The organism is Bacillus sp. TL12 (assembly GCF_022625245.1).
In the GTDB taxonomy this organism is placed as follows: Bacteria; Bacillota; Bacilli; order Bacillales; family Bacillaceae_G; genus Bacillus_A.
On the sequence record NZ_JAJJBY010000008.1, the window covers coordinates 102,861 to 119,598 of the forward strand.

General features: G+C 34.7%; 11 protein-coding genes. 10 read left to right on the plus strand and 1 reads right to left on the minus strand.

Features of this window, described 5'->3' with window-relative positions; all coding sequences use genetic code 11:
- The first annotated feature begins 1 nt into the window (after position 1).
- The 6 genes from LOK41_RS10195 (at position 2) to LOK41_RS10220 (ending at position 9,396) form a co-directional block, all read left to right on the plus strand.
- Positions 2 to 1,000: an anti-sigma factor gene (locus LOK41_RS10195; RefSeq protein ID WP_241816360.1), complete on the plus strand. Its 999-nt coding sequence runs from the start codon at positions 2 to 4 to the stop codon at positions 998 to 1,000.
- A 61-nt stretch (positions 1,001 to 1,061) separates the two neighbouring features.
- Positions 1,062 to 2,111, plus strand: a complete 1,050-nt coding sequence (locus LOK41_RS10200; protein ID WP_241816361.1) for an LCP family protein — start codon at positions 1,062 to 1,064, stop codon at positions 2,109 to 2,111.
- A gap of 536 nt (positions 2,112 to 2,647) precedes the next feature.
- Positions 2,648 to 4,354 carry a peptide ABC transporter substrate-binding protein gene (locus LOK41_RS10205; RefSeq protein ID WP_241816362.1) on the plus strand — a complete coding sequence of 569 codons (1,707 nt, stop codon included), beginning with the start codon at positions 2,648 to 2,650 and terminating at the stop codon, positions 4,352 to 4,354.
- A gap of 380 nt (positions 4,355 to 4,734) precedes the next feature.
- A complete protein-coding gene (locus LOK41_RS10210) occupies positions 4,735 to 6,447 on the plus strand; it encodes a peptide ABC transporter substrate-binding protein (protein WP_241816363.1) in 1,713 nt (570 codons plus the stop codon).
- 415 nt (positions 6,448 to 6,862) lie between these two features.
- Positions 6,863 to 8,569, plus strand: coding sequence for a peptide ABC transporter substrate-binding protein (locus LOK41_RS10215; protein ID WP_241816364.1), 1,707 nt, complete (start codon positions 6,863 to 6,865; stop codon positions 8,567 to 8,569).
- Positions 8,570 to 8,604: 35 nt separating this feature from the next.
- Positions 8,605 to 9,396 (plus strand): class I SAM-dependent methyltransferase, encoded by a 792-nt coding sequence (locus LOK41_RS10220; RefSeq protein WP_277818567.1) that lies wholly within the window; start codon positions 8,605 to 8,607, stop codon positions 9,394 to 9,396.
- Between the two features lie 108 nt (positions 9,397 to 9,504).
- Here LOK41_RS10220 and LOK41_RS10225 read toward each other — a convergent pair whose 3' ends face one another.
- Positions 9,505 to 9,846 (minus strand): hypothetical protein, encoded by a 342-nt coding sequence (locus LOK41_RS10225; protein WP_241816365.1) that lies wholly within the window; start codon positions 9,844 to 9,846, stop codon positions 9,505 to 9,507.
- 140 nt (positions 9,847 to 9,986) lie between these two features.
- On the opposite strand from LOK41_RS10225, the gene LOK41_RS10230 reads away from it, so the two are divergent.
- From LOK41_RS10230 to LOK41_RS10245, 4 genes are all read left to right on the plus strand, one after another.
- Complete coding sequence (locus tag LOK41_RS10230) at positions 9,987 to 10,322, plus strand: hypothetical protein (RefSeq protein ID WP_241816366.1); 336 nt, start codon at positions 9,987 to 9,989, stop codon at positions 10,320 to 10,322.
- Between the two features lie 74 nt (positions 10,323 to 10,396).
- A complete protein-coding gene (locus LOK41_RS10235) occupies positions 10,397 to 10,597 on the plus strand; it encodes a P1 family peptidase (RefSeq protein ID WP_241816367.1) in 201 nt (66 codons plus the stop codon).
- A gap of 266 nt (positions 10,598 to 10,863) precedes the next feature.
- Positions 10,864 to 12,963: a vWA domain-containing protein gene (locus LOK41_RS10240; RefSeq protein WP_241816368.1), complete on the plus strand. Its 2,100-nt coding sequence runs from the start codon at positions 10,864 to 10,866 to the stop codon at positions 12,961 to 12,963.
- A 385-nt stretch (positions 12,964 to 13,348) separates the two neighbouring features.
- Complete coding sequence (locus LOK41_RS10245; protein ID WP_241816369.1) at positions 13,349 to 16,711, plus strand: tubulin-like doman-containing protein; 3,363 nt, start codon at positions 13,349 to 13,351, stop codon at positions 16,709 to 16,711.
- Positions 16,712 to 16,738: the final 27 nt, after the last annotated feature.

Below are 16,738 nucleotides of genomic sequence, written 5' to 3' on the forward strand. Positions count from 1 at the left end.
GTTGGATAAGGATGAATTGTTTGATGAAAAATTAAAAAAACGAATAGAACGAGAAAAGACGATGTTACCGGAGCATTTGAAACGGAAAATTAATGATACATTATATAATCTTCCGGTAAAAAAGAAGTCTTATAGAGTTCAAGTTATGGCTGTTAGTGCGGCAATAATGGTAATGTCAATCGTTTCTATGTTTGAATTTTCCATGCAAAGTTTTGCGCAAAAAGGTGGCGTATTTGAATATGTAACGAAAAAGGCATTTTCAGACTATGAAAACGAGGAAGAAACAAAACTTAACGTAAATTATCCTGAAAAAGAGAAAATTCATCAAAAAATGCTGGATTCAATTGATTATTTTAAAGATGTTACAGGGCAATTTGAAGAGTACTCTAGTTCATCTCGTCTCATTACTACTTATAAGTATGCAATTGATACAAAAAATCAAAGAGGAATTTCTTCTAAAGAGGATCGTCAGTCAAAAAAAATGACGGTTTTATATAACAAAGGAAAGAAACAAGAATTTAATGATAAAGATTATACATATAAAGAAGTGAGCTGGAAGCCAGAATCTAAAAATAAAGAGTTACTAAAATTAACGCCTACTGAAAGAGCGTTTAATAAAATGGGAGAAAAAAAACGGTATGATGATGACTATGTTGGATTCGCTAAATATAGTATTCAATCGGAGTTTGCAGATTTGTTAATTAGATATAAAGATTGGGACTTTAAAGAAATAAAATATCTTGGATTAAATTGCTATAAAATAGAGGGCGTTATTAATATAGAGATGCCTTTAAGTACAGCCGAAGACTTACGAGGGAAATTCGAAATGATTGTAGAAAAAAATACAGGGATTATGTTGAACTTTCTTAGTTTTCATAATGGAATGATTCAATATTCTATTACTACAGAAAAGATACAAATAGATAAAGGAATTGATGAAAACATATTTCAAAAAGATGTTTCTTCATATGAAAAATTAAAAAACGTATTGAATAAATAGTGAGCTAGTTATTTTGCTAGTTTTTAATTCGTCTTGAATAATATATATCGGGGGAAATAATATGGAGAAAAATTCACTTTCGCGTGAAAAAAAGAATAAGAAAAAATATAAAAAAAGAACAGTAGTAGGAATATTTGTAGGAATCTTGTTAGCTAGTGGGGTGGGATACGCTGCGTACTTATACGATAAAGCTTCAAATACGGTGCAAAAAGCTTCTCTCAGTCTAGCACGTGGTGAGAAATCTGATTTGCGTGAGGAAGTTGTTAAGCCAATAACGAATAATGTTTCGTTGTTAATTATGGGGATTGATGAGAATGAGGAGCGTCAAAAAGAATATAATGGGGCATTTCATACAGACGCATTATTGCTAGCGACTTTTAATAAGGATGATAAGACAGTCAAGTTAATAAGTATACCACGTGATACGTATACATATGTTCCAATTGAAAAGAAAAAAGATAAAATAACACATGCTTATGGCAGAGGTTTTGTAGAGAATGGAAAAGATGGAGGTCCACAAGCGTCTGTTGAAGCAGTAGAAAAACTATTACATGTACCGGTTGATTATTTTGTGAAATTCAATTTTAATTCATTTATCAAAATTGTCGATGATTTAGGTGGTATTGAAATAGATGTTCCAATTGAGTTTTCGGAGCAAAATAGTAAAGATGAACTCGATGCTATCCATTTGAAAAAAGGAATGCAAAAATTAACAGGAGAAGAAGCGCTGGCTCTCGCAAGAACACGTCATATTGATAGTGATGCCATGAGGGGACAGCGCCAGCAACTCGTCATTGAAGCAATATTAACAAAATTAAAAAGTGTAGGATCTGTTACGAAAATAGGAAAAATGATTGATGCTGTAGATGGTGATTTGAAGACAAACTTAGCCTTGGATGATATGCTGTCGTTTTATAAATATGGATTAGATGTTTCAATTGAGAAAATTCAATTAGTTGGAGATGATTTATATTTGCCAAATGGTCCGAAAGGTGAACGTGTATATTACTATAATCCAGATACAAAGAGTTTAAGGGAACTTAGTAATACACTGCGAACACATCTGGGATTAAGTAAGAAAAAAGTTGAAAAAGAAGAGGAAGAAGGATAGAGATAGGATGTGTTGATTAAGTAGGGCTTTCATAAGCTCTGCTTTTTGGTTTTGTATCACAAAAATGACATGAAAATTTTTAGGTGGAGAGGGAGAGTTGTGTGTATGCGTGTCATTGTAAATTTAATGAAGAGAAGCATAAACAGATGTTATTTGAGATGCGGAAAGAAAAAATAGCGGATAAAAAGGTCAGTTTCTCTGGCCTTTTTTATTTTGTTAAAAAAGGATTTGTTAAATTTATACACTATATATTAACAATAATTCATAATGATTTTTTATTGAATCGTAATAAATGGAAGAATAGGAAGATATATGTTCTATTAGTCAGAAATTTCTGTAAAATAAAAAAGAATGTTTATGAATGTTACTGTAATAAAATAAAATTTTAAAAATTTTTAATAATAATACTTTACAAAAATTAAAAAATTAGTAGAATAATAAGTAATAGTAATCTTCTGATAAATATATAAAGAAAAATAGAATTATCAGAAATTTCTTAATCTAGAAACGTACAGGTAATTAGGGAGGGTACAAAAGTGAAAAAGAAAAAAATGAAAAAACTAACAGCAGTCGTAGCACCAGTTTTAGCAATGAGTATGGCATTGACAGCATGTTCTACAGGTGGAGACAAAAAAACAAGTACGAATTCAAGCGGAAGCGATAGCAAATCAGGTGAGAAATTAGCAGCAAAACAAGTGCTAAATCGTACAGAAACAAATGAAATTCCAACAATGGATACTTCGAAAAATACGGATACACTTGGTTCTCAAATTTTAGGAAATACAATGGAAGGTCTATATCGCCTTGATAAAGATAATAAGCCAATCCCAGCTGCTGCTGAATCTAGCACAACAAGTGAAGATGGTAAAAAATATACATTTAAACTTCGTAAAGATGCAAAATGGTCAAACGGTGATCCAGTAACAGCGAAAGATTTCGTGTATGCATGGCAACGTTTACTAGATCCAAATACAGCTGCAGAGTATTCATTTATTGCATATTACATTAAAAATGCAGAAGCAATTAATAAAGGAAAAGCGGAAGTATCTACACTAGGCGCCAAAGCAGTAGATGATTACACACTTGAAGTAGAGCTCGAAAGACCAACTCCATACTTCTTGAACTTAACAGCGTTTCCATCGTACTATCCACTAAATGAAAAGTTTGTAAAAGAAAAGGGCGATAAATTTGGTTTAGAGTCTGATACGACAGTTTACAATGGACCATTTGTTTTAACGGATTGGAAACATGAAGAAGGCTGGAAACTGAAGAAAAATGATAAGTATTGGGATAAAAAGACTGTAAAATTAGATGAGATTAACTACAGTGTTGTAAAAGATATGGCAACTCGTGTAAATCTATATGATAGTGGCCAAATTGACTTTACCTTACTAAGTGGGGAGTTTGTTGATAAATATAGAAACAAAGAAGGAGAGTTTGGAACATATTCTGAACCAAGCACATTCTACTTACGTTTAAACCAAAAACGCGCGAATCAAGATACACCACTTAAGAGCAAGAAATTACGTGAAGCAATTGCGTTATCTATTAATAAAAAAGATTTAGCAAATGTTATTTTAAATGACGGTTCTAAACCTGCGGATTATTTAGTACCAAAAGGATTAGCAAAGAGTCCTGATGGAAAAGATTTCCAAGAAGAGTTTAAAAATGGTTTAAAACATGATACGAAAAAAGCAACAGCAGCATGGGAAGAAGCGAAAAAAGAACTTGGTAAAGATCAAGTAACATTAGAATTCTTAAACTATGATACAAGTAATGCGAAAAAAGTTGGGGAATATGTAAAAGATCAAATTGAGAAAAACTTAAAAGGTGTAACAGTAAATATTAAAATGCAGCCATTCAAACAAAAACTGAAATTAGAATCTGAACAAGATTACGATTTCTCATATGGCGGCTGGAGCCCAGACTATGCGGATCCAATGACATATTTAGATATGTTTGAAACAACAAACTCTCAAAACCAAATGAGTTACTCAAATCCAAAATATGATGAAATCATCAAACAAGGTAAGACAGATTTAATGGCGGATGCGAAGAAACGTTGGACAGAGTTAGGGAAGGCTGAAAAATTGTTACTTGAAGAAGATGTGGCGCTTGTACCATTACATCAAAATGCTAGATCGTATGTAATGAAACCAAACGTAAAAGGTGTTGTAAAACATAACATCAGTCCAGAATACAGCTTCAAGTGGGCTTATGTAACAGAGGAAAATAGTAAGTAACAAAGATAAAAAAGCATTTCTAAAAGTAGTATATCTACTTTTGGAAGTGCTTTTTTCTATGGAGGGAATCTTGTTTTAAAAAGGTTCAGTTACTAGAAGCAATATTTGATGGAGAAATCATATATAAAGAATTTTAATAGGAACTTAAATAAAGAGTAAGAAGTGTTGTGCTGTTAAATAGTGAATGGGAAAATTTTGCACAGTAATATAACCGAAAGATATTGTCATTATAGTAGAAAATATTTTAAGATTTTAAAAAAATAACTTTACAAAACTTAAAAAAACAGTAGAATATTATTTAATAAGAATTTTCTGATAATACAAATATATCAGAAAACTAATAAGGGTATCATCGTACATATAATTAGGGAGGTACACAAATGAAGAAGAAAAAGATGAAAAAATTAACAGCAGTTGTAGCACCAGTTCTAGCAATGAGTATGGCATTATCGGCATGCTCGGGATCAGGTGGGGATAAGAAGACAAGCACAACGTCTAATAGTGGCGAAGAGAAGAAATCCGATATAAAATACGCAGCAAAGCAAGTATTAAATCGTACGGAAAATCAAGAAATTCCAACGATGGATACTTCAAAATCAACAGATACATTGGGGGCGCAAATTCTAGGTAATACAATGGAAGGTCTATATCGCCTTGATAAAGATAATAAACCAATCCCAGCTGTGGCGGAGTCTAGTACGAAAAGCGAGGATGGTAAAAAATATACATTTAAGCTTCGTAAAGATGCAAAATGGTCAAACGGTGATCCAGTAACAGCACATGACTTTGTATTCGCGTGGAAGCGCTTACTAGAAAAAGAAACAGCAGCTGAATATGCATTTATTGCTTATTATATTAAAAATGCAGAAGCGATTAATAAAGGAGAAGCAGATGCATCGACATTAGGGGCAAAAGCGGTAGATGACTATACACTTGAGGTAGAATTAGAAAAGCCTGTTCCATACTTTTTAAATTTAATGGCATTCGCATCATACTACCCATTAAATGAAAAGTTTGTAAAAGAAAAAGGAGATAAATTTGGTTTAGAGGCGGATACAGTTTTATATAACGGACCATTCGTAATGTCTGAGTGGAAGCATGAGCAAGGGTGGAAGTTGAAGAAAAACGATAATTATTGGGATAAAAAGAGTGTGAAACTAGAAGAAATTAATTATAGTGTTGTAAAAGAAATAGCTACAAAAGTGAACTTATATGATACTGACGCAATTGACTTTACGTTATTATCGGGAGAGTTTGTTGATAAATATAAATCTAATAAAGAGGAATATGGTGAGTATGCAGAGTCAAGTACGTTCTTCTTACGTTTAAATCAAAAACGTGGAGGCCAAGATACACCACTTAAGAGTAAAAAATTACGTGAAGCGATTGCGCTATCAATCGATAAAAAAGGTTTAGCAAATGTTATTTTAAACAACGGATCGAAACCAACGGACCAATTAGTACCAAAGGGACTAGCAAAAGGTCCAGATGGTAAAGATTTTACAGAGACATTTAAAAGTGGTGTAAAACAAGACACGAAAAAAGCAGCGGCAGCATGGGAAGAAGCGAAAAAAGAACTTGGTAAAGACCAAGTGTCAATTGAATTGTTAAGTTATGATGATGGAACAGCGAAAAAAGTTGCTGATTATGTAAAAGATCAAATTGAGAAAAATTTAAAAGGTGTAACAATTAATACGAAAATTCAACCGTTTAAACAAAAGTTAAAATTAGAGACAGAGCAAGACTATGAAATCTCATATGCTGGATGGAGTCCAGACTATGCGGATCCAATGACATTTATTGATATGTTTGAAACGAAGAGTCCGTACAACCAGATGAGTTATTCTAATTCAAAATACGATGAAATGGTTAAACAAGCAGGAAATGAATTATTGTCTGATGTGAAAAAACGTTGGGAAGTGTTAGGAAAAGCAGAAAAATTATTACTTGAAGAAGATGTAGCAATGGTTCCGTTATATCAAAGAGGCAATGCATATGTAATGAAATCAAATGTAAAAGGAATTGTAAAACATAATATTAGCCCAGAGTACAGCTTCAAATGGGCGTATATAGAGGAGAAAGGCGGAAAATAATAAGCTTTAGAAAAGCGTCTCCAGAGGTAAGCACACCACTTTTGGAGAGGCTTTTTCATGGGAAGAATCTAGTTTATCAATTTGAATGGATCAAGAGTGGAAGAAAAAAGTAAAGGAATGTTTTACATTCAAATGATTTATAACGAGAAAGAGGCATATATAATAGCACTTAAAAAAAATAGAAAAGAATAAGAAGGTTTTGAGGCTCATATAGTAGATGGGGAGAATCTTGTAATACTACTATTAAAAAGCGAATTATTATAGAAAAAATATTTTCAGAATTTTTAAAAAGAAACTTTACAAACTCGGAAAAAATAGTAGAATATTAATTAATAAGAATCTTCTGATAACTTGATGGATATCAGAAAATCTCTCAAGAGTATCATCGTACATATAAATTAGGGAGGGTATACAAATGAAAAAAGTGAAAAAATTAACAGCAGTTGTAGCACCAGTTTTAGCAGTAAGCATGGCACTCACAGCATGCTCTGGATCAGGTGGGGATAAGAAGACAAGTACAACGTCTAATAGTGAGGAAGAGAAAAAATCGGATATTAAATATGCAGCAAAACAAGTACTAAATCGTACAGAAACAAACGAAATTCCAACAATGGATACTTCAAAAAATACAGATACTCTTGGGTCACAAATTTTGGGGAATACAATGGAAGGATTATATCGTCTTGATAAAGATAATAAGCCAATCCCAGCTGTCGCAGAATCTAGTACGAAGAGTGAGGATGGAAAAAAATATACATTTAAACTTCGTAAAGATGCAAAATGGTCAAACGGTGATCCAGTAACGGCGAAAGATTTCGTATTTGCATGGCAACGGTTGGTAGATCCAAATACGGCTGCAGAGTACGCATTTATTGCATACTATATTAAAAATGCCGAAGCTATTAATAAGGGGAAAGCGGAAGTAGCTACACTAGGTGTAAAAGCTGTAGATGATTACACACTTGAAGTAGAACTGGAAAGAGCAACTCCATATTTCTTAAACTTAACGGCATTTGTATCGTATTATCCACTAAATGAAAAATTCGTAAAAGAAAAAGGAGATAAATATGGTTTAGAATCTGATACAGTAGTTTATAATGGACCGTTTGTTCTAACGGATTGGAAGCATGAAGAAGGCTGGAAGCTGAAGAAAAATGATAGTTATTGGGACAAAAAGAATGTGAAACTAGAAGAAATTAACTATAGTGTTGTAAAAGATGCAGCGACTCGTGTGAATTTATATGATAGTGGTCAAGTTGACTTTACTTTATTAAGTGGAGAGTTTGTTGATAAATATAGAAATAAAGAAGGTGAGTTTGGAACATATTCAGAACCAAGTACATTCTACTTACGTTTAAACCAAAAACGTGCTAACCAAGATACACCATTAAAGAGCAAAAAATTGCGTGAAGCAATTGCATTGTCCATTAATAAAAAGGATTTAGCAAATGTAATTTTAAATGATGGTTCTAAACCCGCGGATTATTTAGTACCAAAAGGATTAGCGGCTGGTCCTGACGGTAAAGATTTCCAAGAAACGTTTAAAAATGGGTTGAAACCGGATGCGAAAAAAGCAGCAGCAGCATGGGAAGAAGCGAAGAAAGAGCTTGGTAAAGATCAAGTGACACTTGAGTTCTTAAACTATGATACAAGTAACGCTAAAAAGGTTGGAGAATATGTAAAAGATCAAATTGAGAAAAATTTAAAAGGTGTAACAGTTAATATTAAAATGCAGCCATTTAAACAAAAACTGAAATTAGAATCTGATCAAGATTACGATTTCTCATATGGCGGCTGGAACCCAGACTATGCGGACCCAATGACATACCTAGATATGTTCGAATCAACAAACTCTCAAAACCAAATGAGTTACTCAAATCCAAAATACGATGAAATGATTAACAAAGGTAAGACAGAGTTAATGGCGGATGCGAAGAAACGTTGGGAAGAGTTAGGCAAGGCTGAAAAATTGTTACTGGAAGAAGATGTAGCGCTTGTACCGTTATATCAAAATGCTAGATCGTATGTAATGAAACCAAACGTAAAAGGAGTCGTAAAACAGAACATCAGTCCAGAATACAGCTTTAAGTGGGCTTATGTAACAGAGGAAAACAGTAAGTAGTAAAGACAAAAGCATTCCTAAGGTGGTCCTTAGAAATGCTTTTTTATTTTGCACCGTTTTTTATGTTTATGAATATAGCTATTGTAGAAAAAATGAAGGAGAATCCTATGAAACGGAACGTGTATATTGATTTTTTAGCTTATTACGGAATTGGGAGTGCACACCCTGGTGGTTTTACATTAACAAAAAAGGTATTGGCACAGTTGCCATTACATCGTGAAGCAAATGTGCTTGAAATAGGGTGTGGAACAGGGCGTACAGCAGCTTATATGAAAAAACAATTTGGTTACAATGTGACGGCAATTGAAAATAATGAGATTATGATTCAAAAGGCGAAAAATAGATGGTTACAAGAACAATTACCTATTGGGCTGATTAAAGGGAATGTGGAGCAGTTGCCGTTTTTGAACGAGCAATTCGACCTTGTATTAGGAGAATCTGTACTTGCTTTTACAAAGAAAGAGCGGGCGATTCCAGAATGTTATCGTGTCTTGCGAAAGAACGGGAAGCTTATTGTGATTGAAATGATTATTGAGAAACATTTACCAAAAGAAGAAGAGGATAAAATAACACAATTATATGGAATAAAAGAGTTACAAACAGAAAAGGAATGGATGGATGTATTTCAAATAGCAAACTTCCAAAGGATAACAATAGTAGGTGGAGGAACGATTGCTGAGACGGTTGCAGGCCAAATAGAGCAGCCAGAATGGAATCTGTCACATTTTATTCCAGTAGAATTGTATGATGCATGGGTACAACACGAGCAAGTATTACAAATGTACCAACATATTTTAGGGCACCGTGTATTTATTTGTGAAAAATAAAAAGCAGACCCAAAGATCTGCTGTGTGTATTTGTGTATAATAGGATTATTATATCGCGTTATTTTTGAAAAGGAGTTGACTAGAAAATGCAGTCAGCTCCTTTATATATTAGATGAAAAATAACCCAGCTAAAGCAATACCAAAAATAAACCCGAAAGCTAATTCAATCGCACCGCCGCCGCAAAAACCGCCACGGCAACCTCTATCAAAACCAAATCCACAACGGTTACATCGACGTAATCCACCACAAAAGTCACAGCCGCCATTTGCATATGCATCATAGTATCCAAAACCGGTATCAAAAGATGGACGATGAATCGGCTCAATCCAAACAGAATCATCTGTTACGTCAACTATTTTACCTAGATGAATATAACCATCGCGATCTTCAATTCGTACAACTTTACCAAAATAACGTCGGCAAGTATTAAAACATTTTTGACGATGCACGTTCTTTCCTCCTTCCGTGTTACAGTAATACGATATGTCATCGGGACAAGTGCGGCTTGTACGATTGACCTAAGTCTCATAATTGTTACGAGAAAGGGAAAAGATAAGGGGAGAGTGTATGTGAAAAAGGAGTGGGACATATGGAACCTAAAGATCAATTTCAAACATATGAAGTGCCTTGGGGTGAATTTACAAATGCCCTTCGTAGTGAAATGGAAAAGCAAGTAGGGGCAGATATTATCGATAGGATTGTTTGTGATTTAGCAGATGGATTTGAAGTGTATACATATATACAAGGAGATTTGGATTTTGAATATGAAGAGGTACTTGAACGGAAATTTGGAAGTGATGGAGAAATCCCCAATTTGTTAACAGTTATGTTATTAGCAAGTATTTATCATACAAGCGAAGAGAATATTCGCCTGCATGCGGATCGTAGAGATAACCCAATTGTTGAAGTATACGTGAAACAATAGAAACACGCTTTTATAGGCGTGTTTTTTTATTTGTATGATAAAATATAAGAAAATTCTTGATTTAAGGAGAAGTTATGGAACAGAAACGGTTACGAGATCTTAGGGCTGTAATAGGTAACTATGAAACAGGTTTGTATAATGCGATAACGGATGTACAAGGAGTCCAAGTTGGGCATGTTACACTTTTTGAAAAGGATACAGTTCGTACAGGTGTTACGGCTACTTTGCATGGAACGATACAATATATGTTGCAGCAAATTGAAGTGCTGTGCTAAATAAAAAAATCAAACTTTTTTACGAGAGCTTTCAGTTTGAAAAGTCTGTTTTGAGATGTTTATTTCAAAATAGACTTTTTCTTTGCGTATAAATAATAAGGTAGATATGCAGGTAGAAAATACGAAAAGGAATGTTTCTATTTTAAATTTTGTTTACATAATAAGATTATGTCGTGATTGCTGTCCTAAAATACAAGTCATATATCTTGTTTCTTTTCATAAATTTAAACATAGGAATTTGTCTACAAAGGTGGCGAAGCCTCATCATGAAGATTCGAATCTGTGCCACATTCATTTTTTTTCTATTAGTATGTTTGAATCCTTTTTTTACTTTTGCAAAAGGAGAGGAGGCAAAAGAAAGGGTCGTTTCACTTGTATATGATGATTCTGGCAGCATGCGAAATAACGATCGCTGGAAATATGCCAATTATGCTTTGCAAAGTTTAGTTGCATTATTAGATGAAAAAGATAGATTTTCATATGTTCCAATGAGTCGTCCTACTGAAGCGTTAAATGTTATGCTAACAAATGAAAAAAGGCAAACAGAGATCAATCAAATTGGGGCATGGAAGAACTATTTAAATACACCGTTTAGCGCAGTAGAGATCGCAATGCAATCTATTAAAAAGGAAGCGGACATAAATGGAAAACGTGAATTTTGGCTTATTGTATTAACTGACGGGGCATTTAATGAATTAGAAAAAGAAAAAACTGGTGGTAAAGAGCAAATCACGCAGAAACTAAAGGGATTTAAACAAGAAATGGAAGCGAAAAAAATATCATTACATCCAGTTTTAATAACAATGGAAGAGAACCTAGGACAGCAAGAGAAACAACAGATGAATACGTTCAAAGAAATTTGGAAGAAAGAAATAAATGGTATTATCATGCCGACAAGCGGGGAAGATGGGGTCATTGAGAGTGTAAATCAGGCTGCGGCTCTGATTGCGAATCGAGATCCATTTTCTTCTGTTGAATCTGTTGTGAAAACGAGTATATCAGGCAATAAATTAGAGGTTACTACACCATTTCCATTAAAAAGAATGACACTTGTGCAACAATCTTCTAATGCATCTCAATATCAAATCGAACAACTTTCTAAACCATTAGCAGTACAATCGTCTTTTTCAATTCATGCACCAGGAGAATCGAAATTATATGGAGGTATTACACATATTGTTGCTACGAACGGTGAAGTGATGAAACCAGGGACATATACGTTAGAAATTGATAGAGATATTGTGAAAGAAGGATTGAAAGTACTTGTCGAACCAGCACTTGATTATACCGTTTCTACTTATGATAAAGAGGATGAATCGAAAAAAAATGTAGAGAAAATGTATGAGGGAACGAAAGCAGTGATTGAAGCGAAACCGACGGATTTACCCATTCAATCTTCTTATTTCCAAGCAGAAATAGAACTAGATGGAAAACAGCATCCAATGAAATGGGATAATAAAAGAAAACTATTTTACTATGAAACGCAAGTTGGAAAACAGCCAGTACGCGGAAAAATTCATATGAATATAAAAGGGTTTTACAGGCAAACGAGAGAGTTCCGAATTGATCCGATGCCAAAGGCAAAATTATCTTTGCAGATTATAACGAAAGATTATGAAGAAAAGGTGACGAATTTAGAAAAAAGCAAACCATTTGTGTTGCAGCCATTACTGAATGGTGAACCAATGGCAGAAGGGGAAGTAAAGAAGCTATTGCAATCTACTGGTGTCACATCTCATCAATCGATCAACTACGAACTGCGGCAACATGACAATCAAATTTATGTGTATCCTCGTCCTTATTACTCCGATACATTCAATTTTACAGATACCGGCACCATAGAAGCTACCATCACTATAAACGATTCAAGGTTACAAAAAGTGAAAAAAACGATTTCGTTTCATATTCAAAATGCACCATTTTGGGAACGTTATGCGATAATTTTTCAATTCGTAATTCCAGTTGCATTACTGTTTTTGCTTGTTACAATTCTTGTTTTAGGATGGATTGTTCGGCCGAGATTTCATCGGAAAGCAATGTTGTACTACGAATGGGATCAAGAGGTAGCGCAAGATTGGCTTTATCAATCAGAACCAGAATTATTAAAAAATAAATGGTGGAAACATTATTTTGGTATTCCATTTCGAGCAGAACGAAAGACGATACAATCCGTAACCTTTATAGCGAAAAAAGGTTCGAAGTCTGTATTTGTAGCAAAGGAATCACAAGTGATTGGTATGATCATTGACGGTATGTTTATAACAGAGGAAGAGGTCGGAAATGAGCATAAGACATTATATCCGAATGAGATTTTATTGATTGATCGGGGGTATGGAAAGGAAATCTATCGATACGAATGTGAATGATAGGAAGTTCAAAAAGTCCGGTAAAGATAGCTTTCGTATTTCGTCGTTGCATCGCCAGTCCGGTACTCATGTAGTGTTAGCTACACTCCGTATCCTCCTGGCTTCTGCGCCTCGAACTGCTCGGCTCTCTTTATCCTCCTTTTTAAACGTATATTTTAATGGGAAGTTCAAAAAGTCCGGTAAAGATAGCTTTCGCATTTCGTCGTTGCATCGCCAGTCCGGTACTCATGTAGTGTTAGCTACACTCCGTATCCTCCTGGCTTCTGCGCCTCGAACTGCTCGGCTCTCTTTATCCTCCTTTTTAAACGTATATTTTAATGGGAAGTTCAAAAAGTTTGGTAAAGATCCTCCTTTTTGAATACGTACTAATAGGAAGGTGGTTCACATGACATTACAAGTTCCTACAATTTTAATTGGTTTAGGTGGAATCGGGAGCACTGTTACACATCAAATATATGAAAGATTGCCAGAGGAACGACGTAAAAAGGTAGCGATGCACGTGTTTGATACAGACGTGAATACATTAAGTAAATTTGAACACATTCGTAAGTTTAAGACACAAACGAGCTCTAGTAAAACGCCCAGGGAATATATTGCGGGGGATCCAACGATTCCAGAATGGTTTCCAATGGATCCTACTATTCTTGATAAGCCGTTAACAGAAGGAGCTGGTCAACTTCGTGTGATTTCACGTTTAGCTCTTCGGGCGGCGATGAAAGAAGATAAATTGACTGCTTTTTGGCAAGAAATCGAAAAGATTTTTCCGGTTACAAGTGATCAAACAGAGTATGGTGTTCGTGTTATTATCGTTACATCATTAGCTGGTGGTACTGGTTCAGGGATGTTTTTACAAATTGCATTGTATCTACGCGAGATGCTTCGAAAAAAATTACAGCATCATAACATTTTAATACGCGGTGCGTTTTTAATGCCAGATGCACTGGTGAAAACGCGCACGGTTAGTGCGAAAGAATTTGAAACTGTGCAGGCGAATGGCTATGCGTCATTAAAAGAACTACACGCGATTACACTTGGCTCAACAGGTGAATTATCAAAACGGGGCGGTGTAACAATTGAACTAGAGTATCGTCCGGATCAAGTAGATGAAGACGGAAGAACGAATCATACAATTAAAGAGCATCATTTACCATATAATTATTGTTTCTTATATGATTATGAGAATTTACATGGTCATCATTTACACAATCTATCAGATTACATGGAACAAATGACAAATACGATTTATTTACAGTTATTTAGTCCAATGTCTACAAGTCATTTCGCACAAGAAGATAATCAAATTCAGCAATTGGCGGAATCAAACGGGAAAGCGCGTTATTGCGGTGCTGGAACTGCAAAGCTCATTTATCCGTATGAGCATGTACTAAAATATTGTGCTTTAAAATGGGCGGTGCAAGGATTAGATGAATCGTGGTTACATTTAGATCAATTGTTTCAAGAGAAAAAACAACGGTATGAACAAGATGTTCGTCGTGGTATGCAGCGTGAGAAACCAGAGCGAGGAAAGAGTTATTTAGAAGATTTAGAGCATCTTGCCACTCGCCCGGAGCAAGCGCATATTTTCTATCGACAAATGTATAATGAAACGCGTGAAGGAGCTGAAGGCGGGAAGGTTGGAGTTGCGAAATCAAAGCTGTTTTTAGAAGCAGTTGAAAGCTATGTACATCGTACTGTACAAAAAGACGAAGAGTTAAATAGGTTGCAGCATGAATGTAAAATATATGCCGCAAAGCTTAAAATAATGGAGCAAATGAAGGGAGAAGTGGCAAGAGTTGATCATGCTGTTCGGTTGTATGCTTATGCGATACCAAGCCGCGTACATGAGCATGTGACGACACTTTTATACGACATGATTGAATCAGACCGCTATACACCAAGTGGATCAGAGGGACAGTCATACCAACTGAATACATGGTTTCTAAAGAAAACGGAAGCTGTTCACCCAGTGGCCGCTCGTTTTATGTTGTATGAGATTCGTAAGCAATTAGTCGAGAAAATGAATCGATTACATGAGAATAATGAACAGAAGCGCAATTTAATTCAAAATTACGATAAGAAATTTAATGTAAGTAATATTGATGGTACAGTAACAGCGGTACGCCGCGTTGAACTTGCCCAGCAGCAAGGGTGGTTTGGAAAGATGTTCTACAATCAGCAGCGTACATTCCGAAAAGAATTCGAAGATATCGTCACACAATATGTGCATAAGTTGAATGAATATCGTAAAGAAATGTTACTTGAACTTGTTTATCAATCACTATATCAAGCTGTAAACAAAATGATTCAACATTGGGAAAGATTCTTTGATAACTTACAGGAGACACGTGAAAACTTACTATTTGAAATTCAAAAACGGAGTAAAGAATTTGAAGGGAAAACAAATCCGACAAATGTATATGTGTTAGCAGATGAAAAATTACAAGAAAAAATATGGCAAGATATGCAGCAACATTTAAATTTAGGTGTACTTCCAAAGGATATATCAGCGGAGATTTATATGAGTTTGTACGGGGAATATTGCCGTGATGCGCAAGCAGAAGAAAGTCAATCGAAGAAGGTAGAAGATTTTTATCGAGAGCATATTTTAACGTATTGTTATTCAGAGCTCCAAGTTCGATATCGAGACAAACTAGAACTCAATATTATTGAAGCATTACGAAAAGAAGCTGACTTTAAAAAACGTGATCGTAATGAATATGTAAGAGAAAAAATTGAAGACCTCTTTCATTTAGCAAGTCCATTTATTCCGAAAGTAGCTCATCATCGAGAGTTACAATATTGGGGTATACATCCTTCGCTAAAACAAGAATTACAAGAAGAACTTTTGCAAGAAATATTCCAAGAAAAAGATACGGTGAATGAAGCATTTTCGCAATTTGAGGTAATTTGTTACCGAGCGCATTATGGATTGTCATTGCAAGATTTTCCTAAGCTTTCTTCTGGTCATATCGCAAATGGTTTTATGCATGATAAAGGTGATTATTTTCAATCGTATTATCGCCGTGTGAATAAATTAAATATCAAAAAATCGAATTTAACACCGCATTTAGATAAATATTGGCACTTACCAGCCTTTATGCCGGACTTAAATGTGACGCAAACAAAATTAGATTATGATAAATGTAATCGTGCTCTTCTTTATGCATATATGTACCGGTGGATTAGTCTTGTCGCTGTCGACGGTCAATTTGTCTATCAGTATAACGGTGTAGGGCGTAGCTTCTTAATACAGTCCATGGGGAAAAATATTTCAAGTGAAAGTTATAAATTGCACCGTGCATTGCTTCATAATCCATTTATTTATGAAAATATTTTGTCGCGTTTTGAAGAAGAACAAGAAAAGGCAATGCTCCAAGGCGGACATTTGTACACGCAAGCTTTTGTGTTAGGTGCACAAGATGTAAGATGGCTTAGAAAAGAACATGTCCATAATATTTTAGATATTATTTTAATGTATGATCGGGAGGCAAAGTATGATCCAACGTTAGAGGAAACATCAGATGAATTGTTACGGTTACTTCTTGATGAAATTTTAGTTTATTTCCAAGATTATTATGGAACTGGTGCTGAAATGGTAGCAAAGAAAGAAGCAGAGTTGTTTGTAAAACAACTATGGGACCGTTCGCATGCGAAAGGCTATGTAGATCCAAATAGTGCACCTTATAAAAAATGGCAACATGTATTACATGTTCAAGATGAGGAACAAGACACAAAAACGAATGTATAGAATGAAGATAGGGAACCCTTAATTATG

What these genes read in the sequence shown, in the direction of transcription:
- LOK41_RS10235 (WP_241816367.1), top strand. Translation starts at nt 10,397, where the DNA reads ATGGAACAGAAACGGTTACGAGATCTTAGGGCTGTAATAGGTAACTAT.
- LOK41_RS10240 (WP_241816368.1), top strand. Translation starts at nt 10,864, where the DNA reads ATGAAGATTCGAATCTGTGCCACATTCATTTTTTTTCTATTAGTATGT.
- LOK41_RS10200 (WP_241816361.1), top strand. Translation starts at nt 1,062, where the DNA reads ATGGAGAAAAATTCACTTTCGCGTGAAAAAAAGAATAAGAAAAAATAT.
- LOK41_RS10215 (WP_241816364.1), top strand. Translation starts at nt 6,863, where the DNA reads ATGAAAAAAGTGAAAAAATTAACAGCAGTTGTAGCACCAGTTTTAGCA.
- LOK41_RS10220 (WP_277818567.1), top strand. Translation starts at nt 8,605, where the DNA reads ATGCTTTTTTATTTTGCACCGTTTTTTATGTTTATGAATATAGCTATT.
- LOK41_RS10245 (WP_241816369.1), top strand. Translation starts at nt 13,349, where the DNA reads ATGACATTACAAGTTCCTACAATTTTAATTGGTTTAGGTGGAATCGGG.
- LOK41_RS10210 (WP_241816363.1), top strand. Translation starts at nt 4,735, where the DNA reads ATGAAGAAGAAAAAGATGAAAAAATTAACAGCAGTTGTAGCACCAGTT.
- LOK41_RS10230 (WP_241816366.1), top strand. Translation starts at nt 9,987, where the DNA reads ATGGAACCTAAAGATCAATTTCAAACATATGAAGTGCCTTGGGGTGAA.